Source organism: Chryseobacterium sp. UNC8MFCol (genome assembly GCF_000482305.1).
In the GTDB taxonomy this organism is placed as follows: domain Bacteria; phylum Bacteroidota; class Bacteroidia; order Flavobacteriales; family Weeksellaceae; genus Chryseobacterium; species Chryseobacterium indologenes.
The window spans coordinates 471,278-496,598 of the sequence record NZ_AXUZ01000003.1 but is presented as its reverse complement, the minus strand read 5'-3'; the positions used below and the strand labels follow the sequence as shown (position 1 = coordinate 496,598).

22 protein-coding genes are annotated in these 25,321 nt (G+C 38.6%); 11 read left to right on the top strand and 11 right to left on the bottom strand.

Annotated features, from left to right (window positions below; all coding sequences use genetic code 11):
• Window positions 1-50: 50 nt before the first annotated feature.
• From M030_RS0102265 to M030_RS0102245, 5 genes are all read right to left on the bottom strand, one after another.
• Window positions 51-377, bottom strand: coding sequence for an SUF system Fe-S cluster assembly protein (locus M030_RS0102265; RefSeq protein WP_027372057.1), 327 nt, complete (start codon window positions 375-377; stop codon window positions 51-53).
• A 3-nt stretch (window positions 378-380) separates the two neighbouring features.
• Window positions 381-1,082, bottom strand: coding sequence for a 3'-5' exonuclease (locus M030_RS0102260; RefSeq protein ID WP_027372056.1), 702 nt, complete (start codon window positions 1,080-1,082; stop codon window positions 381-383).
• A gap of 15 nt (window positions 1,083-1,097) precedes the next feature.
• Window positions 1,098-1,445, bottom strand: coding sequence for a tRNA-binding protein (locus tag M030_RS0102255; protein ID WP_027372055.1), 348 nt, complete (start codon window positions 1,443-1,445; stop codon window positions 1,098-1,100).
• Window positions 1,442-1,951 carry a hypothetical protein gene (locus M030_RS0102250; RefSeq protein WP_027372054.1) on the bottom strand — a complete coding sequence of 170 codons (510 nt, stop codon included), beginning with the start codon at window positions 1,949-1,951 and terminating at the stop codon, window positions 1,442-1,444. Before M030_RS0102250 ends, M030_RS0102255 begins: the two co-directional genes overlap by 4 nt.
• A 223-nt stretch (window positions 1,952-2,174) precedes the next feature.
• Complete coding sequence (locus M030_RS0102245; protein WP_027372053.1) at window positions 2,175-2,999, bottom strand: universal stress protein; 825 nt, start codon at window positions 2,997-2,999, stop codon at window positions 2,175-2,177.
• A 230-nt stretch (window positions 3,000-3,229) separates the two neighbouring features.
• On the opposite strand from M030_RS0102245, the gene M030_RS0102240 reads away from it, so the two are divergent.
• Together M030_RS0102240 and M030_RS0102235 are read left to right on the top strand one after the other, a co-directional pair.
• Window positions 3,230-4,348, top strand: a complete 1,119-nt coding sequence (locus M030_RS0102240; RefSeq protein WP_027372052.1) for a sensor histidine kinase — start codon at window positions 3,230-3,232, stop codon at window positions 4,346-4,348.
• A complete protein-coding gene (locus M030_RS0102235) occupies window positions 4,345-5,109 on the top strand; it encodes a LytR/AlgR family response regulator transcription factor (protein WP_027372051.1) in 765 nt (254 codons plus the stop codon). The genes M030_RS0102240 and M030_RS0102235 overlap by 4 nt, the downstream gene beginning before the upstream one ends.
• Window positions 5,110-5,466: 357 nt before the next feature.
• Here the strand turns inward: M030_RS0102235 and M030_RS0102230 are convergent, their stop codons facing one another.
• Window positions 5,467-6,060: a porin family protein gene (locus M030_RS0102230; protein WP_027372050.1), complete on the bottom strand. Its 594-nt coding sequence runs from the start codon at window positions 6,058-6,060 to the stop codon at window positions 5,467-5,469.
• Between the two features lie 305 nt (window positions 6,061-6,365).
• Between M030_RS0102230 and M030_RS0102225 the strand changes: the two genes are divergently transcribed.
• The 3 genes from M030_RS0102225 to M030_RS0102215 are packed head-to-tail and all read left to right on the top strand — an operon-like array spanning window position 6,366 to window position 12,075.
• Window positions 6,366-7,484, top strand: a complete 1,119-nt coding sequence (locus M030_RS0102225) for an efflux RND transporter periplasmic adaptor subunit (RefSeq protein ID WP_027372049.1) — start codon at window positions 6,366-6,368, stop codon at window positions 7,482-7,484.
• A 30-nt stretch (window positions 7,485-7,514) separates the two neighbouring features.
• On the top strand, window positions 7,515-10,673 hold the full coding sequence (locus M030_RS0102220) for an efflux RND transporter permease subunit (protein ID WP_027372048.1): 3,159 nt from the start codon (window positions 7,515-7,517) through the stop codon (window positions 10,671-10,673).
• Complete coding sequence (locus tag M030_RS0102215) at window positions 10,660-12,075, top strand: efflux transporter outer membrane subunit (protein ID WP_027372047.1); 1,416 nt, start codon at window positions 10,660-10,662, stop codon at window positions 12,073-12,075. The genes M030_RS0102220 and M030_RS0102215 overlap by 14 nt, the downstream gene beginning before the upstream one ends.
• Before the next feature lie 74 nt (window positions 12,076-12,149).
• On the opposite strand, the gene M030_RS0102210 is transcribed toward M030_RS0102215, so the two are convergent.
• Window positions 12,150-12,641: a cupin domain-containing protein gene (locus M030_RS0102210; RefSeq protein WP_034722000.1), complete on the bottom strand. Its 492-nt coding sequence runs from the start codon at window positions 12,639-12,641 to the stop codon at window positions 12,150-12,152.
• Window positions 12,642-12,830: 189 nt separating this feature from the next.
• Between M030_RS0102210 and M030_RS0102205 the strand changes: the two genes are divergently transcribed.
• From M030_RS0102205 to M030_RS0102190, 4 genes are all read left to right on the top strand, one after another.
• The gene (locus tag M030_RS0102205) at window positions 12,831-13,409 is read left to right on the top strand and encodes a DUF4840 domain-containing protein (protein WP_027372045.1); all 579 of its coding nucleotides are present in this window, start codon (window positions 12,831-12,833) and stop codon (window positions 13,407-13,409) included.
• A gap of 96 nt (window positions 13,410-13,505) precedes the next feature.
• The gene (locus tag M030_RS0102200) at window positions 13,506-14,072 is read left to right on the top strand and encodes an RNA polymerase sigma factor (protein WP_027372044.1); all 567 of its coding nucleotides are present in this window, start codon (window positions 13,506-13,508) and stop codon (window positions 14,070-14,072) included.
• A complete protein-coding gene (locus M030_RS0102195) occupies window positions 14,065-15,471 on the top strand; it encodes a porin family protein (protein ID WP_027372043.1) in 1,407 nt (468 codons plus the stop codon). Before M030_RS0102200 ends, M030_RS0102195 begins: the two co-directional genes overlap by 8 nt.
• Before the next feature lie 32 nt (window positions 15,472-15,503).
• Window positions 15,504-16,469: a T9SS type A sorting domain-containing protein gene (locus M030_RS0102190; protein ID WP_027372042.1), complete on the top strand. Its 966-nt coding sequence runs from the start codon at window positions 15,504-15,506 to the stop codon at window positions 16,467-16,469.
• A 237-nt stretch (window positions 16,470-16,706) separates the two neighbouring features.
• Here the strand turns inward: M030_RS0102190 and M030_RS0102185 are convergent, their stop codons facing one another.
• On the bottom strand, window positions 16,707-17,459 hold the full coding sequence (locus M030_RS0102185) for a siderophore-interacting protein (RefSeq protein WP_027372041.1): 753 nt from the start codon (window positions 17,457-17,459) through the stop codon (window positions 16,707-16,709).
• Between the two features lie 196 nt (window positions 17,460-17,655).
• The gene (locus M030_RS0102180) at window positions 17,656-19,245 is read right to left on the bottom strand and encodes a Na+/H+ antiporter (RefSeq protein ID WP_027372040.1); all 1,590 of its coding nucleotides are present in this window, start codon (window positions 19,243-19,245) and stop codon (window positions 17,656-17,658) included.
• Between the two features lie 224 nt (window positions 19,246-19,469).
• On the opposite strand from M030_RS0102180, the gene M030_RS0102175 reads away from it, so the two are divergent.
• Window positions 19,470-21,005 carry a YifB family Mg chelatase-like AAA ATPase gene (locus tag M030_RS0102175; RefSeq protein WP_027372039.1) on the top strand — a complete coding sequence of 512 codons (1,536 nt, stop codon included), beginning with the start codon at window positions 19,470-19,472 and terminating at the stop codon, window positions 21,003-21,005.
• A 262-nt stretch (window positions 21,006-21,267) separates the two neighbouring features.
• Here the strand turns inward: M030_RS0102175 and M030_RS0102165 are convergent, their stop codons facing one another.
• Window positions 21,268-22,491, bottom strand: coding sequence for a spondin domain-containing protein (locus tag M030_RS0102165; RefSeq protein WP_027372038.1), 1,224 nt, complete (start codon window positions 22,489-22,491; stop codon window positions 21,268-21,270).
• Window positions 22,492-22,747: 256 nt separating this feature from the next.
• Here M030_RS0102165 and M030_RS0102160 point away from each other — a divergent pair, with 256 nt between their 5' ends.
• Window positions 22,748-24,766 (top strand): hypothetical protein, encoded by a 2,019-nt coding sequence (locus M030_RS0102160; RefSeq protein ID WP_155860228.1) that lies wholly within the window; start codon window positions 22,748-22,750, stop codon window positions 24,764-24,766.
• Between the two features lie 56 nt (window positions 24,767-24,822).
• Here the strand turns inward: M030_RS0102160 and M030_RS0102155 are convergent, their stop codons facing one another.
• Window positions 24,823-25,299 carry a YdeI/OmpD-associated family protein gene (locus tag M030_RS0102155; protein ID WP_027372036.1) on the bottom strand — a complete coding sequence of 159 codons (477 nt, stop codon included), beginning with the start codon at window positions 25,297-25,299 and terminating at the stop codon, window positions 24,823-24,825.
• Between the last annotated feature and the right edge of the window lie 22 nt (window positions 25,300-25,321).

The window sequence follows — 25,321 nt, the reverse complement described above, 5'->3', positions numbered from 1 at the left end:
ATATGAATATGCTGTCGCTTCCAGCCTCTCTCTTCCGGCTTCTTGCTTTATTAAAGCATTCCCAATTCAAACTTGGCTTCTTCACTCATCATATCCTTATTCCAGCTCGGTTCGAAAGTAAGCTCCAAATCAACACTTTTTACATGCTCTACTTCCGCTACCTTATCTTTTACCTCTTGTGGAAGGGTTTCAGCAACAGGACAGTTTGGGGTAGTAAGGGTCATTATAATTTTTACATCGGCATCATCGGAGATCTGTACGTCATAAATCAGCCCCAGTTCGTAGATGTCTACCGGAATTTCGGGGTCGTATACGGTTTTTAGTACGCTGATGATTTCCTCACCAATGTCAGCAATTTGATCGTCTGTAAATTTCATTTTTTAATCTAGATTGATATTCCTTTTCAACAAATCTTCCTGACGCATACGCCGGAAAATATTTGCCAAAGTTAAGACATCTTTTTCACAATAGTCAACAATTCGCTGCAAGTCTTTCTCTATGTAGTAAATTGATGAAACCATTGAGCCGTCAATATCATCCTTCGGAGTGGGAATACCAAAGACATGAGCAAGCAATTCCAGGGATACGAAACTTTTATAATCCCCGAATTTCCAAAGTTCCATAGTATCGATATGCGGAATTTCCCATGGTTTTTTTCCAAACATCTGGAACGGGGCCGGAGGCTGCATTCCATTGATAAGATAACGTCTGGCAATCCACGGAAAATCAAATTCTTTCCCATTGTGAGCACAGAGGATCACATTGTAAAGTCTCGGGCTGTTGAAAATCTCTCCAAACTCCTGAAGCATTTTCTTTTCATCATGCCCCGAAAAGCTTTTAATTTTCAGAGTATCATTCTTCTCAACCATTCCGATGGTGATGCAGATAATCTTTCCGAACTCAGCCATAATGCCGGCTCTTTCATAAAAATCTTCTGCCGAGACCTCCTCTTTTCTCTGGAATTTTGTTTTTTTGTCCCAGAGATACTGATCGGTTTCGGATAATTCGTTCCAGGATCCGGCCTGTGGAACGGTCTCAATATCAAGAAATAATACTCTTTCTAGTGGAATGTTCTGTATCATGAGTGTTTTTTTTGCTTATCCTACCTGCATACCGTTTTTGGTGGGTAATGAAGGACTTAAAAGTGTAACGTCTTTTTTATCTTCTCCATATAAACCAAGCACAAGGCATTCACTGAAAAAATTGGCAATCTGTTTTTTAGGAAAATTAACTACGGCTAAAATCTGTTGGCCTACTAACTCCTCCTTTTCGTATAAGGAAGTAATCTGCGCGGATGATTTTTTGATGCCCAGCTCTCCAAAATCTATTTCCAGCTGATAGGAAGGGTTTCTTGCTTTTTCAAAATCACTCACGGAGATAATGGTTCCGCATCGGATATCTATTTTTTCAAAATCTGCCCAGGTGATGTCTGGTTTTGTTGTCATGGTAATGTATTAATTAATTGTTCAACTTCTGTTTTCTGTTCTGCATATTTTTGTTGTAGAATGGAGCCTTCGCCCATTCTTTTATAATATTCCAACGCTTTTCCACCGAAGAATTTTTTATGAAAATCTGAAACTTCCGGAATTTGTGGAAACACTTTATGGAAAAGCATTTCGTAATAGGCCTGAAACTCTCTTTCATTTTTATCTTCTATCACTTGACCCGGAGCTTTTTGTCTTACATGAAGCATTTCATGGGCGACCATGTTCAATACAAGGTTCAGATCAAAATCAAATAAATTTTGAGGAATCATTACTTTTTGTGGCCCTCCAAGTTCACCTTCTGCAGTAAGAAGCATTGAAGTAGGAGATAACTCCTGCCTGAATCCAAACCCCGCAAAGTTTTCATGTTCCAGATTAAAAGAATGAATCAGGTACCTGGCCGCATCCAGGATCTGGTTGTGTTCTTTATATGCCTCAAGGTGTAGATTAACCTGCTCGAAATTCATTGGGCTTATGTTTTATAACAAATGTATTAAAATATTGAGAATTAAGGAAAAGTCTGATAGTCTTAAAAAACGGTAAAAATTTTAAATCGGATTATCTGTTACCAATCGATTAATAAAAACAGGTTCTGAATTATTCAGAACCTGACAAACAAGATTAAGTGTAAAATTTAGCCTTTAAAAGGCAAAAAGGATAATTCAAATGCTGACAGATTTTTATTGATTCTTAATCTATGTTTAAGGGGATTGATAATAAAGGAACTTTATTTTTATAAGCCATACTGGCGGTCTTGCTTCGATGAAACAGGGATTCCAGAAGATTGTATCTGTGAGGAATCATAGTGAGTAGATCCGGATTGGTAAGCTTTACTTCTTCTTCAATAGCCTTGATGATTTCAGCGGATTGAATCATTTTGAAACTGTATTTGATATCATCAAGATCATATCCGGAATTCAGATCAATATCATGAATGACTTCGTTGAAATCTTCCAGACTTTCACTCACATTGAATACCTCAATTTCGGAACTGAATTCATGGACGAAATTATAAATGTCATTCATCGCAGACCACGTCATCCCTCTGTGATGATCGTAAGCGAAAAGAATTTTTCGGATACCGGTGTATTCAATATGGGCAGGAATAATGAGAACAGGCTTTTTGACCTTATGAATGGACATCGTTACGGTATTTCCCAAAAGCCGCTGTTCAAGAGTTTTTTCTGCCATTCCCATCACTATAAAATCACCGTTTGTGTTTTGGATACAACGATGAAGCTCTTCAATAAAATTTCCGGATGCCAGATAATGGCTGGCATCTATAGAATATAACTCACTGAGCTCAGAAGCTTTATCCTCAAGTTTTTTTTGATTCTTAAGCGTTTGCACATAAAAAAAATCTGCAGAGGCCTGGGCATTTAAGGCATGAATGGAGACGCTCTGCAAATTAAAAAGCACTATTTTATATTGATTTTCTTTTGCCATAGAAGCAGCGTAATGGGTTGCATTTTCTGCTTCCGGGGAAAAATCTGTACATACAATTATTGTTTTCATTGTAATGAAATTGATGAAGCAAAAGTAGGATCGGAGAAGGTCAGAACTTATTAAAAATAATGTGACATTGCATAAAATGATGATGAAATGTCTTTTTCCGGTGATGAAGCGTTTGTTTCCATTTGAACGGTATTATTTAACGTTTCATTTACGGTTTTAGCGGTCTCGTCCAGAATGCACAGGTGTTTTACTAAATCTATTTCTATATTTACATTCACAAAATTCCGTACATGAACAGGATTTCTACCATCAGGAAAAATATAGTACGATATAAAAAATTTCTTTCAGCAATGAAAAGAAGACTGGCTATCTGGGCCGTCGCCATCGTGACGTTCTGTCTTTTTTCTTATCTTATTGATCCCTTTGATCCTGTTTGGAAAAATTACCTGGAGACTCCTCTTAAAATGATCATTGAAGATGCTTTGTGGGTATTCTTCTTTTCGGCGATTATCTCAGAAGTAAGTATCCTTATTGATAAAAGTCTCAATAAGCTGCTTCCCTGGAAAGACAGAACGGTACAAAGACTGCTTGTTCAGGGTGTTCTTCAGATTATCGGAAGTGTGGTGATGGTGATGATTATTAATTTCATTGTGGATTGTACTTCAGATAATATACCGGAAATGGATACCCGCAAGGAATATACTTTGCTGGGACAATGGATCGCCACAAATATTGTAGTATCACTTACAATCAGTGCTTTCAATACTGTAGATTACCTGCTGGAAAACTGGAAAAAAACAGCCGTTGAAGCAGCACAGCATAAACTGAGAGCCTCCAAACATAAACAGGCCGCCATGGCAGCAGAACTGCAAGCACTTAAACTCCAGATTGATCCTCATTTTATTTTTAATAACCTAAGTGTCCTTTCTGAATTGATCCTCGAAGACCAGCAGCTCGGATATGAATATTCAGAGAAATTTGCACGGGTTTACCGGTATCTGCTGGTGAATTCAAAGAAAGATATTATTGCTGTAGAAGAAGAACTCAAATTTTTAGAATCCTATATTTTCCTGATTGAAAAAAGAATAGGCGAAGGTGTAGTGTTTAAAATTGATATCAGAGAAGAGTACAGAAATATGTATACCCTTCCGCTATCTCTGCAGTTGCTTGTTGAAAATGCTATTAAACACAACCAAACCTCAAAATCAAATCCTTTGGAAATAGAGGTTTACACCACTTCAGATAAAGAACTCGTAGTTTCCAATACTTTTTTACCCTTGATCAATAAGCCGGATTCTTCAGGAGTTGGGTTAACCAATATCGTTGCCAGATATGAGATCCTGGGATACACAAAACCCATTATAGAAAAAACTGAAAATAAATTTATTGTAAAACTTCCGTTGATATGAAGATAAATAAAATTTTAATAGTCGAGGATGAAAAACCTAATGCAGACAGGCTCAAGAGACTTTTGCTAAAGTTAAGGCCCCACCTCGAAATATTATCTGTAGAAGACTCCATTACCTCAACAGTAGATTGGCTGCAGAACAATGTTGTTCCGGATATTATTATGATGGATATCCGTCTTGCCGATGGACTGAGCTTCGAAATATTCAATAAACATGAAATAAAAAGCGCTGTTATTTTTACCACCGCTTATGATGAGTATGCTGTACAGGCTTTTAAATATAACAGTGTCGACTACCTTTTAAAACCTATTGAAGAGGATGAGCTTGATGCCGCCCTGAAACGCTATGAAACCTTTATGGAATCCGTGCCCGTTGTAGGGTCAGCCATCGAAGGCCTGCTCAATTATCTTCAGCCTAAAGATTACAGAAAACGTTTCCTTATCCCGCACAGAGACGGATATAAAACGGTTTTAGCCGAAGATATTCTCTATTTTTACACTGAATTGGGAATCAGTAAAGCCATGCTGAACAGCGGAATTATTGAAAATATTCCTCAAACTCTGGAAGAACTTGAAAAACAACTCGATCCAAAAATATTTTTCCGGGCTAACAGACAGTTTATCATTCATATCGATTCTGTAAAGCAGGTGTTTAATCACTTTAATGGAAAACTCAAGCTGGAACTTAGAAAACAACCGGATATGGAAGTGATTGTAAGCCGGGAAAAAGCTTCTATTTTCAAATCATGGATGGATTATTAAGAAAGGAAGTCGGAGACTGGAAGAAGAAAGCTCCGGAAGCCTGAAAAGTAAATGACAATGGTTTATCTAATGTCTAATACACTTCAGCCTCCAATTACCTTTCTAAAATTTGAAGTTGCCTGAAAGTGGCAACTTTTATTTTTCCTGTTCTCATGTGTCATATCATTCAAAAATCCCTTCATGAATAGTTCGTGAAGGGATCAGGATATAAAGAAACAGTTATGATTTATTGGGGGCACTTTAGTTCACTTAAGAAAATCGTAGATTTTTAAAAACTTTTGTGTACTTATTTTTTCAAAATTTGTCACTTTAAAATTTAAAAAGCTTTTGTGACTTTTGTGGTTCAATAAAAAACATTTACAAAGGAATCGCATACCCTAATGAAACAGCAAACCCTCTGTTTTTTACATTCACTCCTTTTTCGTCTGAAATATTGCTCAATCCCAGGTTATATCTTCCGTCTACAATAAGTTTTCCCGGACCTGCAGGAATAGCGACTCCTGCCCCCATCTGCAATCCAAAATCTAAAGTTTTTGTTTTTCCGTATGCTGCTTTTATTTTGTCACTTTTTCCTACAAGAAAACCAATTGAAGGTCCCGCATTTACATATACCGGGCCGAAACTGTATTTTGCCAGCACCGGAATCTCGATATAATTGAAGTTGTAGGTCTGGTTTCCGAAATGGTTTTTGATCCTGGTTCCTTTACTTATAAAATTGACTTCCGGCTGTACAGAAAAATTTTGTAATCCCGTCTGGATATTCACGCCCAGACCAGCCTGAAATGATGTTTTAGACTTTTCGCCATCCATATTTTTAATCGATTGTGTAGCGATAGTAATTCCCGCTTTAGGAATCAGTTCAATACCTGAATCTTTTTTTGTGTCCTTGGTTTGCTGAGCCTGTAATTCCAATCCTAATACTACTGCTGTGATTGCTAAAAACTTTTTCATTTGATAAAATTTAAATTATTGATTTGTTTTTGGGTTGATTAACAATGCGAAATTAGAGCGCAGAATATCCTTGACTGAAAGTTTTACAAGTGAGCCGTAGAAATTAAAACGCCAACCGTATTTTTGAATTGGTTAAATGAAAAAGAACCGTTTTTATGGCTTCAAACTGCATAAACAGGCACTTTTCTTTTCATTTTTCGTATCATACGGTTCATCTGCCATTAACTACGCTTCACCCGATTTCTGAGTGGATAACCTTATTATATGACCTTATTTTGCTCCTGTAAAATTTAAAATCAAATGTTATGAATTACAGAAAAGGATATCTGGCACTTCCTCTGATAGCAGCAGCAATATTGTATTCCTGCGGTTCAGGAAATGCCCAGGAAAATTCCCAACAAATGCCTGCCTTACCTACCGATTTTATTCAGGTAAAGTCAGGTGATGAAGACGTTTCTACCGGATATCCGGGAAGCATAGAAGGGCAGGATAATGTAGAGATAAAAGCTCAGATCACAGGATATCTGGAAGCCGTGTATATCAAAGAAGGACAATATGTTACCAAGGGACAGACGTTGTTTAGAATTAACCCGTCGGTTTATAACGAACAGGTTAATACGAATCAGGCGGCTTTAAAAGCAGCATTGGCTGCTCAGGAAACGGCAAGACTGGAAGTCGAAAAATTAAAACCGCTGGTAGAAGGAAAAGTAGTTTCCGATATGCAGCTAAAAACGGCTCAGGCTAATTTTAAAGCAGCAGCAGCGCAAGTAGCACAGGCTCAATCTTCATTAGGCTCTTCAAAGATCAATGCCAACTTTACCTATATCAAAGCTCCTGTGAGCGGATATATCGGAAGAATTCCGAACAGAGTAGGTAACCTGATCAGTCCTTCTGATGCAACACCGCTCACGACGCTTTCAAACATCAACACAGTCAATGTATATTTCTCAATGAATGAAGCTGATTTTATAGCACACAGCAGAGCTGCAACCGCAGGAAATAAGACAGAAAATGTCGAATTAATTCTGGCAGACGGCTCCAAATACGGATTACCCGGAAAACTGGAAAGTGCCAGCGGAAACTTCGACAGAACCACCGGAAGTATCCAGATGAAAGCTGTTTTCCAGAACCCTGATAAATTGTTAAGGTCTGGAGGAACAGGAAGGGTGATGATACACAATGCATTGGACGGAGTGGTTAAACTTCCTAAAACTTCTGTGAAAGATATTCAGGATAAATTCTTTGTCTATAAACTGGAAGGCAAAGATAAGGTGAAGATGACCCAGATCAAGGTGTCCGGAAGTACTTCCCAGGATTACTTTATCAGAGAAGGAGTGAATGCAGGAGATAAAATTGCCATCAACAGGATCGATGCTCTTACTGACGGAGCTCAGGTAGTGGCAAAAGTGATGCCTTCAAAATAATTTTTATAATCATTCTTAGATCATTCGAAAATGTTAAAAAAGATAATTGACCGTCCTGTACTGGCGACGGTGATATCCCTTATCATTGTTATTTTAGGGATCATAGGACTCAACCAGCTTGCTGTGACGAGGTTCCCGGATATTTCACCACCTACAATTACCGTCTCAGGATCTTATCCGGGAGGAAATAGTGAAACGGTGATCCGTTCGGTAGTAACTCCGCTGGAAGAACAGATTAACGGAGTGGAGGACATGAGCTACATGAAGTCCACAGCGAGTAACGACGGAACATTTACCATTTCTGTTATATTCAAACAGGGGGTAAATGCCGATCAGGCTGCAGTAAACGTACAGAACAGAGTACAGCAGGCGACTCCCATACTTCCCCAGGAAGTAATAAGAATGGGACTGACAACCTCCAAACAGCAAAACAGTATGGTATTGATCTTCAATATCTATACGGAAGATAATAAGCAATATGACGAAACATTCCTTCAGAACTATGCCAATATCAACCTTATTCCTCAAGTTAAAAGGGTAAAAGGGGTAGGGCAGGCCCAGATTTTCGGGATCAAAGATTATTCCATGAGAATCTGGCTGAATCCCCAGAAAATGTCTTCATACGGATTGGTTCCAGCTGATGTTTCCAATGCAATTGCAGATCACAGCTTGGAATCTGCCCCGGGAAAATTGGGAGAAGAATCCAATGCGGCGCTGGAATATGTAATCCGATACAAAGGAAAAAAGAATACTCCGGAACAGTATGAAAATATGATCGTCAAAAATGACGGGACCAAAGTGATCAGGCTTAAAGATGTAGCCCGTGTAGAATTCGGATCTATCAACAATACCGGTGACAACCTTTCCAATGGGAAGAACGCCGTTACTGTAGCAATTATGCAGACTACAGGATCAAATGCGAATGAAATTGAAATAGGAGTAAACAAAGCCATCGATCAGTTGTCAAAATCATTCCCTCCGGGTATCAAATATACCAAAGTAATGAGTACCAAAGAAAGACTGGACGAAGCGACAGGTCAGGTAAAATCAACGCTGATTGAGGCATTTATCCTGGTATTTATTGTGGTATTCATATTCTTACAGGATTTCAGGTCGACGATTATTCCTGCCATTGCAGTTCCCGTAGCAATTATCGGTACCTTCTTCTTCCTTCTGGTATTAGGATTTACCATCAACGTGCTGACGCTTTTCGCCCTTGTACTGGCGATCGGTATTGTCGTCGATGATGCCATTGTAGTAGTGGAAGCAGTTCACAGTAATATGGAAGGTACAGATCTTTCGGGAAGAGACGCCACCCATAAAGCGATGGGAGAAATTACAGGGGCTGTTATCTCTATTACCCTTGTAATGTCTGCGGTATTTATTCCTATCGGGTTTATGTCTGGATCTGCAGGGTTATTCTATAAGCAGTTTGCCTATACATTAGCCATTGCAATTATCATTTCAGCAGTTAATGCATTAACACTGACGCCGGCTTTATGTGCGGTATTTTTGAAAAACCACCATGCAGAAGAAGGAGGCAAGCCAAAAGGTTTCGGACAGAGATTCGCAGTAGCATTTAACGCAGGGTTTAATAATATGACAAACCGTTATGCAAAAGGAGTGAAGTTCCTGATCGGTCGTAAGTGGATTGCAGCCGGATTAATAGCCGGAATCATCGGATTATCCGCCTGGTTAATGACAAGTACCCCAAAGAGTTTTGTCCCTATGGAAGATGACGGATTCTTTATTTACTCATTAAGCATGCCGCCGGGAACAGGATTGACAAAAACCACAGAGGTTTCGAATAAAATCAATACAATTTTAAAAGGAGTAGATGCCGTTCAGGAAAATACATCCATTACAGGATTTAACCTGTTAAGTAACAGTGCCGGACCAGCATATGCAATGGGATTTGTGAAGCTGAAACCTAAAAAAGAAAGAGGAGCCGTTCAGGATATCGATGAGATCATGAATATTGTGAATGGAAAACTGGCTGAAATTAAAGAAGGAAGTGTGATAAGCTTCAGAATGCCTCCGGTAGAAGGATATGGGGTTACCAGTGGCTCAGAGATCGTGTTACAGGACCGTATGAGTAGAGATCCGCAGTCCCTTAAAGCAAAAGCCGATGACCTGATCGGACAACTGATGCAGGTTCCTGAAGTGGCGTATGCATATACCATGTTCAGGGCAGATTATCCTCAGCTTGAACTTGAAGTAAATGAAGATAAGGCGAAGCAGCTGGGAGTAAGTATTTCTCAACTTTTAGGAACAGTGCAGACGTATTTCTCCGGAGACCAGTCTCAGAATTTCTCCAGATTCGGAAAATTCTACAGAGTAAATATCAAGGCAGACGGAGTTTTCAGAATGGATGAGCAGGCCTTCAACGATATTTTTGTGAAGAATGATAAAGGGGAAATGGTTCCGGTGAACACACTGGTCACATTGAAAAAAGTTTACGGTCCTGAATCTGTTCAGCGATATAATTTGTATAACTCTTTAAATATCAATGTGGTGCCGAAACCGGGAGTAAGTAACGGAGCCCTGATGGATAAAATGGAGCAGACGCTTAGTAAACTGCCTTCCGATTACAGCTATGAATGGACAGGTTTAAGTTTGGAAGAAAAATCAGCAGGAAATCAAACCGTTGTCATCCTTGGGTTATGTTTGCTTTTCGTATACCTGCTTCTGTCAGCACAATATGAAAGTTATATTCTTCCTTTAGCAGTAATGCTTTCCATTCCTACCGGAGTGTTAGGAGCATTCTTAGGAATCAAGGCGATTGGGTTTGATAACAACATTTATGTACAGGTAGGATTGATTATGTTGATCGGATTGCTGGCGAAAAATGCCATTCTTATTGTAGAATTTGCCGTACAGCGTAGAAAAGCAGGTCTTTCGATTCTTGATTCTGCACTGGAAGGGGCAAAAGCAAGGTTACGTCCTATTATCATGACCTCACTGGCATTCATTGTAGGAATGATTCCTTTGATGATCTCAACAGGAGGGATGGCCTCAGGAAACAAATCCATCAGTGTAAGTGCTGCGATCGGGATGTTGAGTGGAGTAATTCTGGGAGTATTTGTAATCCCTGTATTATACATGTTCTTCCAATATCTGGATGAGAAATTTTCATCCAAAAAGAAGTATCCTGTAACCCAAAATCAATTGACAAATGAGAATATTTAATATAAAGAATTTCCTTATTTCAGGCGCAATGGCATCATTACTGGTGTCTTGTGCAGTAGGAAAAAAATATACAAGAACAGATCTTCAGGTTCCGGAAACATATAAAGAATCTGTGCAGGTAACAGGAGATACCGTAGTCCTTCCATGGAAAACCTTCTTCAAAGATCCTAAACTGGTAGGATTAATTGATAAAGCGTTAACCAGAAATAACGAAGTGAATGTGGCCCTGAAGAATATAGAACAGCTGGATCTGATCTATAAACAAGCCAAGCTATCCCTGATGCCCACTTTAGATTTCAGCGCAGGAGCCAACAGAAGCTGGGCCTCTAAGAACAGTCTTAACGGATCCCTTAACGAACAGTTTTTAGGAACGAAATATATAGACGATTTTAATGCAACTCTGAGACTGTCATGGGAAGTTGATATTTGGGGAAAAGCCAAAATGCAGAAAGAATCAGCTGCTGCAGAATATTTCGCCCAGAAAGAAAATTTAAATGCAATCAAAAGCCGTATTGTCGTTCAGGTAGCCCAGGCTTACTACAACCTGATCAGCCTTGATGAACAGATGAAAATAGCTGAACAAAATATTGAGCTGAGTGATAATACACTTAAAATGATGAACCTTCAGTTTACTGCAGGACAGATCAACTCACTGGCAGTTCAGCAATCGGAGGCTCAGAAAAAAACAGCAGAGCTATTGATTCCTTTGGCAAAGCAGAATATTTCTATCCAGGAAAATGCATTGAGCATTCTGTGTGGAGAATATCCTTCTAAAATTGAAAGAGAAGGGCATCTGAAAAATATGATTCCCGGAAACACTTTATCAGAAGGTCTGCCCGCACAGCTGTTGAGCCGAAGACCGGATCTTAAGGTAGCAGAATTCAATGTGATCAGCCTGAATGCAAAAACGGGACTGGCAAAAGCTGCCATGTACCCAAGCATCAGCCTGAGTCCGCAGATTGGAGTTAACTCTAATAAGTTTAACAGTTGGTTTGATATCCCGGGTTCAATTACCAAGGCAATTGCCGCCAATCTTGCCGCTCCGATTTTTCAGAAAAAACAATTGAAAACAGCGTATGAAACGGCATTAATAGAGCAGGAAAAAGCGGCAATAAATTTTAAACAGGCAGTGATGACGGCGGTAGCAGAAGTGTCTGATGCCATGGCAAAATCTAAAGGTTCTTCCGAAAGACTGCAGCTTTTAGACCAGAGAACAGCCATTTTGGATAAAGGCATCAATGATGCGTTAAAACTTTATAAAAGCGGGATGGCCACTTATTTAGAGGTAATTACGGCTCAGAATAATAAACTGCAGAACGATCTTGAATCAATCAACGTTACCCTTGAAAGATTAAATGCAGAGGTTGACTTGTACAGAGCACTAGGCGGCGGTGTACAATAAAAATGTAAATGGTAACAAAGAGAAGGAAGCTGGAAATAGCTTCCTTTTTCATTCAAATAGTTTTAAACTGCGATCTAATCCAAATAATCCGGTGGGTAGGTCGCCAAACCATATTTGTTATCAATGGTTTTTAGAAAAGCAATTCTTTCAGGAGTGGGCGGCGTAGCTGGTAAAAACTCACCAGGCTTTACAGGCGTGCCCACTTCTCTGAATACCTGTTCCAAACCTGCGGGAACAACAGTACAAAGCATACGGGCAAATTGATCTGAAATATTTTTAAAACAGTGGATTCCTCCATTGAAGGGAATATTAACAAATTCTCCCTTTTTAACAATTGATTTTCCGGTCTCGGTTGTAAATTCCAGTTCTCCTTCCACCAAAAAGAACATTTCCTGAATATCAGGATGGGAATGTGGAAGCGGGCCCCCGCCCGGAGGAACAAGCATCTCAATAACTTCGTATGCATCATTATTCTGATCTCCGGAAACAATGATGCGGTAATTACCTCCGGCAATACCTAGTGTTTCGCCCTTATCATGATGAATAATTTGAATAGTATTTTTCATATTGTGATTTTTGATGACGCATTTTCCTACAAATTGAATGATGAATATAGTTTCTTTTTTGCTTACAATCAATCCGTTGTGAAAAAAAAACAATTTTTTTAAAAATTTTCATGCAAGATTTTCAAAAATGGGGGTTTATATAATTGAGTACTCGAAAATATTTTAATGTTTAATGAAAAAAATAATGTAATGAAGAAATTTACAGTACCTCAATTTTTAATGGTGTTTTTAATCGTATTGACAGGTTTTATCTTATCAGCATGTAACAACGATAACGGTCCGGATATTCCGCCGGTAAAAATGGAAGATATTAAAGGAAATTATAAAGGAAAGCTTATTACCGTACAGGGAAGTGTGAAAACAGAAAAAATACAGGCTTTCACAGCAAAAAAAGATACGATTACGTTTGCAGAATTTCCGATCGGTGAAATTGTAAAAAACGTTATAAAAGATCCGGCAAAGGCAGAAACAGCTTTGAAGACAATGGGAAAAGTAAAGTATGACCTTAATTATAAAGCTACAATAAATACGGCCAGCAATGTATTGGAATTGGTATTTACTCCTAAAGTACTTGAGCTTAAGATTCCAGTAGATGGAGCAAATAAAAATACAAAGGTGACATTGGTTGCTAAGCAGAAAGGCTTTTTTGTAGGAATGGATCAATCCCTGAGATACGCTATAGTTGCAGAAAAAATTACTGTAGATGGAACAGACCTTACACCTTATGAGGCTATTAATTATAATTTTCCGTTCTGCATAAAAAACTAATTATAGATATTTCCAAAAATGGATTGCGCTTTTATAAGATGCAATCTATTTTTGCTAAAATTTAAAGATATTCAACCAGACAGGGCTTCACGATATATGGAAGAAACGAAGGAACAGATTTTAGTGCAACATCTTTTGCAAAAGAAGGAAGCTGCCTGGAAAGAGCTTTTCGGAGCCTATTCCGGAAATCTGGCCTATGTTTGTTCCCGTTACGTAGCTGAGAAAGAGGATGCCCATGATATCCTTCAGAATAGTTTTATTAAAATGTTCCGCTCCATTGAATCATTTGAGTACAGGGGAGCCGGATCTTTAAAAGCGTGGATGACACGGATTACGGTCAATGAAGCTTTGAAACACATCAAGCAGAAAGGAAGCTTCAGTTCCCATATAGAGATCAATGACCTTCCTGATATTCCCAATGAAGAAGAGGCTGATTTTGAGGAGATTCCACGCGAAAATATCATGGAAATGATCAGGAAACTTCCGGAAGGATACCGGACTGTTTTTAACCTGTTTGTATTTGAGAAAAAGAGCCATAAAGAAATTGCTGTGCTTTTAGGAATTGCCGAAAATTCTTCCGCATCGCAGTTTCACCGTGCAAAAGGCCTGCTTATTCAGAAAATAAAAGATTTTAAAACGTCAAAAAAAGCACAATATGAGTAATGAATGGTTAAATAACCTGCGAAGCAGAATGAACGACCATGAAGAGGATGTTCCTGACGGGTTGTGGGATGAAATCAGCGATGAATTATTCTCCGGAAAAGAAGAGAAGGATGAAATCGCCGGATTCGCTCCTGAGGCTAATGCTGTTGAGCCAAAAGGAGACGTTAGGACGAATGGTGCGGGAAGATCTTTATTCTATCGCATCGGAGGTGTTGCTGCAGCGATTGCGTTGCTTTTTTTGATGTTAAAAATCGGTGGGTCAGATCATGAGACTAAGGAGAAGTTTTCGCAGAAAAAGTCAGATTTAAAAAAACAGTCAGGACAAGATCTTACCTCAGGAAAAATAGAAAACAACACCATTTCAGAAGGATACACCCAACAGGAAACGGGAATTTCATTAGCTCAGAATGTGTTAAATGCCATCGTTCCTGAGAAAATGATAAAAAGCAGAAATTTCGTCAATTCCGGAGCAGAAAAGGCCGATTTGATACCTCATCTTCCTGAAATGGCGAAAACTGCCAATACTCAGGAAACAGAGCAAAAAGAAGGTCAGATTGCTGTGAACGTCCCTAAATTGAATGAGAACATTGTTGAACCCACCCGGGAACAGAAAACAGATGAAGTTGCATTTAAAGAGGATAGACCGATTGAAAAATATGCTGACCTCTCCAAAAATAAAACGGTAAAATCTCATAAAGATAAGTCGTGGATGCTGAGTATGCTCACAGGCAATGCCTCAACCGGTGCTGCAGAACAACAGTTTCCGGGCTATGCTTCCATCAGCGGAAAACCTATGAATATTGAGCAGGTCTGGAGTGCATCAGTGTATGATGATAACCCTTTAACGGCCATATTACTGGCCAATCAGAGCCAGCCGGTAGAAGCGAGAATCAGGCATAAAGTACCGGTGACCTTCGGGTTGTCTCTCTACTATAACCTGGGAAAAAAATGGGGGATAGGCACAGGATTGAATTATACAAAACTATCTTCTGAACTTCACTCTGGAACTGATAACAATTATATAAAAGGAGATCAGTCGGTTCATTATCTGGGAATTCCGGTTCAGGTCAATTATAATGTGATCCGTAAGGGAAGATTTACAGGATATGTTACAGGAGGAGCACTGGTAGAAAAACCAATTGCAGGAAATATCACCACAACTTATGTGGTAGATGATGAGGTTAAAGAAACATCAAAGGAAAACTTAAGCCATAAACCCTTTCAGTTTTCCGTCAATACTGCTGTAGGACTTCAGCTGAAGATCATTGATAAGCTGGGAGTCTACGCAGAGCCGGGAATAGGATATCATTTCAAAGATGAAACCGCCCCTAATACCATTTACAAGGAAAAACCCCTGCAGTTCAATATGAAATTCGGACTCAGGCTGTTGCTTGATTGAATATAAAACTTAACATCAACATTAATATTACTATGAAAACAAAATTAATTTTTTTTGTGTTTCTGCTATTCAGCATCCTGAATATGAAGGCACAATGTAACCCAACCATTACCAGCCCAAGGCTCGGGGTAAAATCTCCGGGGAAAATTTTATTCTGTGAATCGGAAGATGAAGTACTTTCTACCCAAACATTCGGTACCTACCAGTGGTATAAGCAGGAATGGACCTGGCAAACACCCAATAACAATCCCTGGGTTGCGATTCCGGGAGCGACTTCCCAACAATTAACGATCAGCGGAAACGATCAGCTGTACTACTTTAAAGTGGTAGTCTCACAAGGTGACTGTACTGCAGAAAGTCCTGCGATCATGGCTGACGGCTTTGTATATGGACTTCCTGCAATGATGACCACTCTTACTCCGGGAACCTATGAAGATCTTGGAGCGGGGGAAATCAATGTATGTGACGGAGCCTCGGTGAAATTCGATGACGTCTTTGCCGCTGTATATGGTGTGCATACCTGGTATAAATGTTTTCCGAGCAACATTCCACCAGTACCGGGAGATCCATGTATAATCAGCGGAGCGACAGGAGATTCTTTCTCAGCTACAGAATCCGGACAATATGGGTTTTATGCCTGCACAGAATATTGTCCGGACCAATGCAAATTCCTGGGAACCAATTCGTTTGTAAAATTAAACTTTGGTGAGTTTTCTTTTTGTAAAAATATGGGAACCGGCGAAACAAAATCTCAGGACAATCAGCTGAAAATATATCCTAATCCAACTGCACAATTCCTGTACATCGGAAAAGAATCCGATAAAGCATATAAAGAAGTTTCAATTATTGATATGACAGGAAAGCTTATTTTACAAAGAAAAGATCATCGATACAATCAGGCTATTGATGTAAGCCATCTGTTGCCGGGAAGCTATATTATTGTTTCTAAGAGCGCAGACGGAAAAAATGTGTACAAAAATAAATTCATAAAAAAATAAAGATTAAATAATCTTTTCGTTAGTTTCAATAATGGTTAGATCGGTACAAATTCATTTGTACCGGTTTTTTTTATCAAAGAAAGCCGGATCCGGCCATCAGCATGGATTGCTTATTAATCATCCCGTCAATAGCATGTAATGCCATTCCAGTAGCATCTGAATGAGAAACACCTTTAACTATAAAGCCCGGAATATACTCCTGCGTTTTTTCGCAGCAGGATGACCCCTTTTAAAAAGCTATTTTTGATGAGGTCCGGCCTGGTCTTCAGACATTCCTGCTTTCCAATAGGAAACAGCATACAGAGAACGGGGATCAAAAGAGGGATCGGCTTTGAAATAATCTCTGATGCTTTTTACAGTGGCATATTCTGCTGCCACGTAGATAAATTTTTTTTGTTCCTTTTCGGAAAATTTGAATTCTCTGGCTTTTTCTGCAAGCAGGCTTCCTTTTTCAGGCGTCTGATTATACAGCCATTCAAGATCTACATTGGCTGCAGAGCAGGAAATAATTTCATCTTCTTTTCCGAAAGTTTCCAGAAGCATTTTCACATTCACCCCTGCAGGAAGTTGTTCTGCAATAGCATTAATTACCGGTAGGGCAGTAGCGTCACCTACAAGAAGATACGATTCTGCTTCAGGAACTAAAGGTTTGGTACTTTCTTTCATGCCTATTCCTAAAAAATCACCTTCCTGTGCTCTTAACGCCCACGCTGATGCCGGACCACTGTCTCCGTGTGCAACGAAATCAATGCTCAGTTCTTTGTTTTCCAGATCTATTTTTCTGTTGGTGTAAGTTCTCACAATGTCTTGTGAATCAGGATCTGATGTGGGGATGAATATTTTATTGTTGGACCCTGATTTTACATGGGATAATAATTCTGCCTGGTAATCCTTGATATCAAATATAATACGGATGAAATGTGGCGTAATATATTCCTTGCGTTTAACGCTAAAGACAGAACGGATTTTTTTCGTTTCGGTTGAGTTCATTTTTAATTGCATTTTAAGATAAAAGTTCAAATTCAATTGCTCTACTGGAAATCAGGTTTTCTGCAGACAACAATTTCTTTACAGGCATGGTCATTTCTGATAGAAAAGATTATTGATTTTTGATGAAGCAAAGTTGGGCATGTTAGCTATGTAAAACTTTGACCTAGGTCAAAAAAGCAATGTAAATCTTAATTTTTTATTCCAATGTTTCAATTTCATGATAGACGGTAGTAGCCCAAAAATCGAGTTCCCATTCCTTTTTACGGATGATTTCAAGAGAATATTCTCCTTTATAATAGTTTTTGATAAGCTCGGTACGCTGGAAATCGATGAGTTCAAGTTCAATTTTGAAATACGTTTTTCTCCATTCGATCCTGTCTCTCGCGGGCGCTATTGTTTTGTGGGAAAGCTGAAGTTCTTCTTTTGTAAGTTTTTTAATCATTCCTGCCACAATATTCTCCGTCATTGAATTCTTATAATTCATATTCTCCAGGAATGAGAGAGATTGGTTGATCAGTAATACATTCAGTTCTTTTTCTGTTTTTTCAGCCTGTTCGGCAGGCCTGATTAACTGGATCAGTTTAGGTAATGTCAAACCCTGAATCAGTAAAGTAAAAATAATGACCACAAAAGTGATGAAGAGAATTGTACTTCGTTGAGGTACCGGAACCCCATTATTATCATACAATGGCATTGCCAGGGCTGCGGCCAGCGATACCACTCCTCTCATTCCGGACCAGGATAAGATGATATATTCTTTTTTTGCCTGTGAAAAGAATCCTGTACCTTTTTCTGATTGCTGAGAAGAGAACAGTGGAAAAGTAAAAATGACAAAGAGTCTGATAACAATTAAAACGCCGAAAATAAGTAGACCATAAAGAATTAGAACAGGCAGATCCTCGTAGGGAATATCTGTAATTATCTGAGGAAGTTGCATTCCGAGAATCAGAAATACCAACCCGTTCAGGACAAACACAATAACGTCCCAGAAATGACTCATTTGTATTCTGCTGTTGGAGCTGAAGAGAGAAAACGAATTCCATGAAAGAAACATCCCCAATATAACAACTGCCAGGACACCGGAGCATTCAAGATGTTCTGCCATACTATAGGTTGCAAATGGTAATAGGACCATAACGAAAGTTTCTACATTACTGTTTCCGTACAGGAATTTATGTAATTTAAGAAAAGTATAGCCGACAATCAGCCCAATGATAATTCCGCCTGTACTGATGGTGATGAATTGAAATCCTGCTTTTGAAAAGGAGAAAACGTCGCTAACGATTGCAATCAGTGCACATTTGTAAGCTATAAGGGCAGATGCATCATTTAAAAGACTTTCTCCTTCCAGAATGGTAACCAGTTTTTTAGGAAGCGGAAGTCCTTTGGTAATACTGGTTGCCGCTACAGCATCCGGAGGTGAGATAATGGCCCCTAATATAAATGCCAAAGGCCATGAAAATCCTGGGATCATGCGGTGTGCAATACATGCAATAATGGTTGTAGTCAAAAATACCAGCCCCACTGCTAGAAGGGATATCTTTGAAAGCTCTTTTTTGAATTCAGGGATAGATGTATTCCAGGCAGCATCAAATAAAATGGGTGGTAAAACCACATAAAAAATCATTTCCGGGCTCATATCAATTGAAGGAACCAGCCTTGTAAGACTTAAGATAAGTCCGGTTACCAAAAGCAAAATTGGTAATGCGAGCCTGAGCTTCTCTTTTACTGAAATGATAACAATCAGTATAATGGAAATCCATATTATTTTTTCAAGTTCTGCCATGCTATTTTTTAATGCGGCAAAATTATGGAGTGAAAAAAAGCGAAACTTTGATTTAGATCAAAAACGAAGGAGAATCACTTTTATCTAAATGATCTCTGATTGAATCGTATACTAATTTTGCTGATATAATTTTAAAATATGACTTATTTTTTAGAATAAAGTTAATGTAAATCAAATGTTTGCAAAATATTATATTAATTACATTTACTTTCAAAAACACACCCATGCTGATCAAAATTTACGGAAGTGCCATTCACGGAGTGGCTGCACAAACGATAACAATTGAGGTTAATGTAGATACCGGAGGAGTAGGGTATCATCTGGTAGGATTACCAGATAATGCCATCAAGGAAAGCAGCTACAGGATTTCTGCCGCACTGAAAAATGTCGGCTACAAAATTCCCGGAAAGAAAATTACCATTAATATGGCTCCTGCAGATCTCAGAAAAGAAGGGTCTGCCTATGATTTGAGTATTGCTATTGGAATTTTAGCAGCTTCAGATCAGATCTTAGCGGATGAAATTCAGAATTATATCATTATGGGAGAGCTTTCGCTGGACGGAAGCCTGCAGCCTATCAAAGGAGTTCTGCCCATTGCAATACAGGCAAAGGAAGAAGGGTTCAGAGGAATAATACTTCCCATTCAAAATGCCAGAGAAGCTGCTATTGTCAGTGATCTGGACGTATACGGAGTTGAAAATATTAAACAGGTTATTGAATTTTTTAATGAAGGAAAGGCTATTGATAAAATTATATTGGATACTCAAAAGGAATTTCATGAAAGAATTAATGATTTTCCGTTTGATTTTTCAGAAGTGAAGGGGCAGGAAGCAGCCAAAAGGGCAATGGAGGTAGCCGCAGCAGGCGGTCACAATATCATTTTGATCGGCCCTCCCGGAAGTGGAAAAACAATGCTCGCCAAAAGAGTTCCCGGTATTTTGCCTCCACTGACTTTGAAAGAAGCGCTGGAGACCACAAAGATCCATTCTGTGGCAGGAAAAATAGGAACAGAATCTTCTTTGATGACCGTCCGTCCCTTTAGATCACCTCATCATACGATTTCTGATGTCGCACTGGTTGGTGGAGGTAGCTATCCGCAGCCGGGAGAAATCTCACTGGCTCATAACGGGGTACTGTTTTTGGATGAAATGCCGGAATTTAAACGTACAGTGCTCGAAGTTATGAGACAACCCTTGGAAGATCGTGAGGTCACTATTTCCAGAGCAAGATTTACCGTGAATTATCCTGCAAGTTTTATGTTGGTTGCCTCCATGAATCCCAGCCCCAGCGGCTTTTTTCCAGATGATCCTAACAATACCTCATCTGCTTATGAAATGCAAAGGTATATGAATAAGCTTTCGGGGCCGCTCCTGGATAGAATTGATATTCATATTGAAGTACAAAAGGTCGAATTTGAACAATTATCCGAAAAAAGAAAAGGGGAAAAGAGCGAGGATATCAGGAAACGGGTCCTTAAAGCGCGGGATATTCAGAATGATCGATATAAGAACCTGAACATAAGCAGCAATGCTCAAATAGGGCCTAAAGAAATTGAAACTTTTTGTGCATTGGACGAAACTTCTTTCAGCCTTATAAAACTGGCTATGGAAAAGCTCAATCTCTCCGCAAGAGCCTATGACAGGATTTTAAAAGTTGCCAGAACCATTGCTGATCTGGAAGGAAGCGAAGAAATCCTGTCTTACCATATTTCTGAAGCCATACAGTACAGAAGCCTGGACAGGGAATTCTGGAACGGATAATTTTTGAGATGTGTTTATTGAGTAAGGTGAGGTATACTACCATATCCTTCTACAGCTGTGAACATATAATTACCGGTAAAAAAATGTTGTAATCTGATGATATTACTCAAAACCTTACGTCTGTAAGTAAAAATATAGGGTATGTAAGGAGCAAATGGAGGATGGAGGTTATCGTAGATTTAGCAGCAAAAGAAAGGATTGCTTTTCATATGAAAAGACCAGACAGCCATGCTGTCCGGTCTTTTTCTTTTAAAAACAGAAATTAATTGACTGTAACTTTAATGACATTCTGTACAGCTGGAACAGGATATACAATTCCTACTTTTGAAATAGCCTTGCTTTCACTTTGTGGCGTTCCTCCAAATAAAGCCTGATGGTTTCCGGCGCCCGGATACTGATCAATTCCGGTGCCTGAGTCAAATAAGCCTGTTTTAGATGTAAGATCACCTTTAGTGCCGGCTTCGATACTCTGTTCATTGGCATAAAACCAGTCATTAGAGAACCCAAACATAGTAACATAGGCAATTTTATCCCCCGGATCTGCAGTAAAATTTGTGGAAATTTTATTTCCCGGAGCTACAGGTGCACTTCCTGCCACAAAAACACCTTTTACATTAGGTAAGGCCTTTAAGCTGTTTTGAAGTTTGGTTACATTTCCGAACTGTGAAATTTCTTTAAGACCCATTCCGGTATCCGTTTTTCCTACTTCATAAACCGGATTTTTATCACCGCGATAGATCACTACCAAAGCTGGAGATAGCCCGGTCATAATGCCTGTGTTGGCTGTAAGTTTTGTCATCATTTTACTGATATTTCCCATCTGGGCAATATCGGTGATCTCCGGATTGGATAAAGCGTTAGGTGTAAAGAATGGAACATTATTCAATAACTGCGAGCCATTATAGTTGGAAACAGCCCAAACACCGGGAGAAAAAGGAGTTTCATGGGCCGTGCCGCCTGAATTATTGGTAATGGTTAATGTGAATTCGGAAGTAACATCATTATATCCGAGATTAAGCTTCATCAGTTGTGATGCATTTACATTAGGAACCAGCATTACAGGTTTACTCTCGGGCTGGCCTGTAATATTATCTTTGGTTCCGTTATCCCACAACAGTACACTTGAAGAGACATCTCCTGTGATAGCATTCCCGTTATTATCAAATAACTTGATTCCCGGCTGTTGAGAAGCAAAAAACCAGTCATTAGAAGCTCCATACATGGTTGCAAACATTAAAGACTGTGCTTTCCCTGCACTGAATTTAACAGAAACCGACTGTCCGGGTAAAATGATTGGCGGAGCTCCCGTACCCTGAAAGCTTCCACTTTGTACAAATTCTTTAGGAGTGACAACATTTTCAAAGGTAATACTTCTTTGGAAAGACATATCCGTCATATTGTTGTCAGAATTGTCACATGATGAAAGGCTAAATGCCGTAAACAGACCTACAGCAGAGGCCATGATTTTTAAAATAATTTTTTTCATAAAAGCAATTTTATAGTTATAACTGTTAATTACAACCATAGTCGGAGCCCTTATTGAATCCTGACAAAAAAAGAAAGAATAATTGTATTTTATTTTTAATCATAGCTAATAATACGTCAAGTTTTGACGTGATGCCGGGCGATATTTGCCACAGAACGAAGAATAAACAATACTTATTTGTTCTTCGTTTTACAATTAACCAATAAAAAATATTTCTATGAGTTTTCAATGTATTGTAAAAAACACAATGGCCGAAATGAAAAATTTGTCGGCAGCAGAAATTACTGATCTTCAGAACGGTGTTTATAAGGGAGTCTGCCTACGAGGCTATTACGAAAAGGGAGATACTCCGGCTCCTGTCATATATTATTTGTCATCAACAGCTGGTACAGATGATGCAGGAAGTATTATTGAAACAGGAGGAATTAAGCTGGAACATAATTTTGCCCATGACCTGGATGTCAGTTATTTTGGGGTAAAAGGCGATGGAACCTATAATGATACACCGTTTATTTTATCCTATTTTAAGTATGTAAATGCCAACAACCTATACTGGGTGATTCCCGGAAAATGTAAAGTTGTGGTAAAGCAATCTTTTGAAATGAAAACCAGTGGAAGATGCGACGGTAAATTTATCCTTATCAAAGAGAATAGTGAAGTAGCTATAACTGTAGCCCGAAGATTTAATGGTGAAGTAGTGGATATCTCTGCATGGGAACCTGCTAACATGAAGAGGGGAAGTTTAGATGTAGGTTTTAGTAACAAAGGTATTGCTAATCTACATTTTAATTCTACAGAAATTTTAATTGATCGTGATGGTACTACTTCTGAAAAAAATTATAAAAAGAATGAGTTTATCAGAAGTAGTGAAGGTAAATTAACTACACCATTAGTTTGTTCTTATATGCAAGATAGTACTTGTAATCCGGGTGTATTGACCGTTAAGAAATATATCTTTGAAGAACATATTTCCCTAGATAACCTAAATATTGAAACTAAAGGTATCCTAAATGATATTGCATATCTATTAATTAGCAGAGATAATGTCACCCTTAATAATCCACGAATTCTGAATAAAATTAATAGCCAGGGAGCTGTTGGTCTGGAAATAAATACTTGTGCGGATATCATAATAAATAATCCTTTTATAAAAGGCTTTAGGAAAGATGAAAATGGTTATGGTATTGCAAATTATAGCTCTATAGGTGTTGTTATTAATGACGGACATGTAGTGGACTGCCGACATGCGTACACCGGTAGAAACAGTGTAGACGTCACCATCAACAGAGGAGTTTGGGAAGAAGGAATAGATGATCATTGGACAGACAGATTTACAGCAAACAATACTATTGTGAAAACAGGGCAGAGTTTAGCTGCATTTCAATTTGCGGGCAATGATATTACGTTAAATTTTCCTAAAGTAAGTGGAAGTGCAAGAATACTTTTTGGAATAAGGATGGATACCCCAAGTTTAGGTGGGATTGTTAATATTAATAACCCTATATTCACAGCTAATGAAGTGGCAGGTCCAGTGGGGAAAAAAGATATTTATTTGTTCTCATATACTAGCCCAAATGGAAACATTGGAGCTCCTCTTTTGTTGGAGAAATATACACAATGCCTGGCCCCTAAGCTTCCGGAAAGTCTTAATATAATCAACCCGATTATTAATACGGATGCTGATGAAGTCAGTGGATTCTATTTGGGTGTTTTGAATAGAAAATATGTTAACATTAAAAATCTGAAAATTACAGATACGATTCTCAATGCAAAGTCTACAACGACTTATACCGCAGTGCAAATTATAAAAGATAGTACTAAACAACTGGATTATAGTACGAATATAGAAATCAGTGGAAGGCTGACAACAAATGTGCTTACTACGACTACAGCGGTATATTTATATTCTATAGATACGGCTGATAAAATCCGTCGTGCCAATATATATTTAACGGATTGTTTTGGATATGGAAGAGTTGTTTTTAGTGGATCTAATCTCGAAACTTTTATTATGAATGGAGGTGATATCCATACTTTTAATATTGCTCATTCAACTTCAGACTTCAGTACCTCCAATATCCAGTTTAAAAATGTAGAATGGAAAGGAGGAACTATAGAAAATCTAAGCCATACTCTTTTTCAAAGCTGTGTTTTCACCGGAAACTACGTGTTTTCTTCTGCCGATCAGGTGTCTTTTGCTAACAATATAAAATACGCAAGTGTTTCAGGGTTGCCTGCTAATATTGTCAATAGTATGAAACCTCCTTTTGCATGATAATGTTTAATTAATTTAAAATAAACCATAGAGTCCGGTACTTCCCGGGCTCTATGTTATATCCCTTTTTTCCCTTCCAAAATCATCTGAATCATCTTAGTCTTTCTATTTTCTCTTGTTTCAGGTTTCTTTGCTTCCTCAATCCAGCGGATGTATTCTTTTCTATGGGTATAGCTCATTTTATCAAACAAGGTTTTTACTTCAGGATTTTCATTAAAAACCGAAGCGATATCTTCCGCGATTTTTACTGTTCTTTCTTCCTTATCCTCACATAAAGAGATGAAAACCTGGTTCCCAAAATTTTTCCCCAGTTTTTTCCGTACATCCTGTGTTAATCCTAAAATATGGCAGTCAGCATTCATTTTGACCAGACTACCCCTGTACTCAACCTTATTATCAAAAGTCACCTTAACTTTCACCTGACCTTTTTTGTGGAACAATTCTTCTGCAGAAAAGGGAAATTCCACAAAGGCTGCATTCATCCCCTCGTGCTGTTTGATGAGGGCTGTAAATTCTATGGGCTGAGGATTCATTATATATTGTTTTTTACATTTC

Excerpts from the sequence above, each read along its gene's own strand:
- M030_RS0102195 (WP_027372043.1), top strand. The coding sequence starts at position 14,065 with ATGAGTAATGAATGGTTAAATAACCTGCGAAGCAGAATGAACGACCAT.
- M030_RS0102200 (WP_027372044.1), top strand. The coding sequence starts at position 13,506 with ATGGAAGAAACGAAGGAACAGATTTTAGTGCAACATCTTTTGCAAAAG.
- M030_RS0102205 (WP_027372045.1), top strand. The coding sequence starts at position 12,831 with ATGAAGAAATTTACAGTACCTCAATTTTTAATGGTGTTTTTAATCGTA.
- M030_RS0102180 (WP_027372040.1), bottom strand. The coding sequence starts at position 19,245 with ATGGCAGAACTTGAAAAAATAATATGGATTTCCATTATACTGATTGTT.
- M030_RS0102240 (WP_027372052.1), top strand. The coding sequence starts at position 3,230 with ATGAACAGGATTTCTACCATCAGGAAAAATATAGTACGATATAAAAAA.
- M030_RS0102245 (WP_027372053.1), bottom strand. The coding sequence starts at position 2,999 with ATGAAAACAATAATTGTATGTACAGATTTTTCCCCGGAAGCAGAAAAT.
- M030_RS0102190 (WP_027372042.1), top strand. The coding sequence starts at position 15,504 with ATGAAAACAAAATTAATTTTTTTTGTGTTTCTGCTATTCAGCATCCTG.
- M030_RS0102250 (WP_027372054.1), bottom strand. The coding sequence starts at position 1,951 with ATGAATTTCGAGCAGGTTAATCTACACCTTGAGGCATATAAAGAACAC.
- M030_RS0102160 (WP_155860228.1), top strand. The coding sequence starts at position 22,748 with ATGAAAAATTTGTCGGCAGCAGAAATTACTGATCTTCAGAACGGTGTT.
- M030_RS0102210 (WP_034722000.1), bottom strand. The coding sequence starts at position 12,641 with ATGAAAAATACTATTCAAATTATTCATCATGATAAGGGCGAAACACTA.
- M030_RS0102220 (WP_027372048.1), top strand. The coding sequence starts at position 7,515 with ATGTTAAAAAAGATAATTGACCGTCCTGTACTGGCGACGGTGATATCC.
- M030_RS0102260 (WP_027372056.1), bottom strand. The coding sequence starts at position 1,082 with ATGATACAGAACATTCCACTAGAAAGAGTATTATTTCTTGATATTGAG.
- M030_RS0102175 (WP_027372039.1), top strand. The coding sequence starts at position 19,470 with ATGCTGATCAAAATTTACGGAAGTGCCATTCACGGAGTGGCTGCACAA.
- M030_RS0102265 (WP_027372057.1), bottom strand. The coding sequence starts at position 377 with ATGAAATTTACAGACGATCAAATTGCTGACATTGGTGAGGAAATCATC.
- M030_RS0102255 (WP_027372055.1), bottom strand. The coding sequence starts at position 1,445 with ATGACAACAAAACCAGACATCACCTGGGCAGATTTTGAAAAAATAGAT.
- M030_RS0102230 (WP_027372050.1), bottom strand. The coding sequence starts at position 6,060 with ATGAAAAAGTTTTTAGCAATCACAGCAGTAGTATTAGGATTGGAATTA.
- M030_RS0102155 (WP_027372036.1), bottom strand. The coding sequence starts at position 25,299 with ATGAATCCTCAGCCCATAGAATTTACAGCCCTCATCAAACAGCACGAG.
- M030_RS0102225 (WP_027372049.1), top strand. The coding sequence starts at position 6,366 with ATGAATTACAGAAAAGGATATCTGGCACTTCCTCTGATAGCAGCAGCA.
- M030_RS0102215 (WP_027372047.1), top strand. The coding sequence starts at position 10,660 with ATGAGAATATTTAATATAAAGAATTTCCTTATTTCAGGCGCAATGGCA.
- M030_RS0102185 (WP_027372041.1), bottom strand. The coding sequence starts at position 17,459 with ATGAACTCAACCGAAACGAAAAAAATCCGTTCTGTCTTTAGCGTTAAA.
- M030_RS0102165 (WP_027372038.1), bottom strand. The coding sequence starts at position 22,491 with ATGAAAAAAATTATTTTAAAAATCATGGCCTCTGCTGTAGGTCTGTTT.
- M030_RS0102235 (WP_027372051.1), top strand. The coding sequence starts at position 4,345 with ATGAAGATAAATAAAATTTTAATAGTCGAGGATGAAAAACCTAATGCA.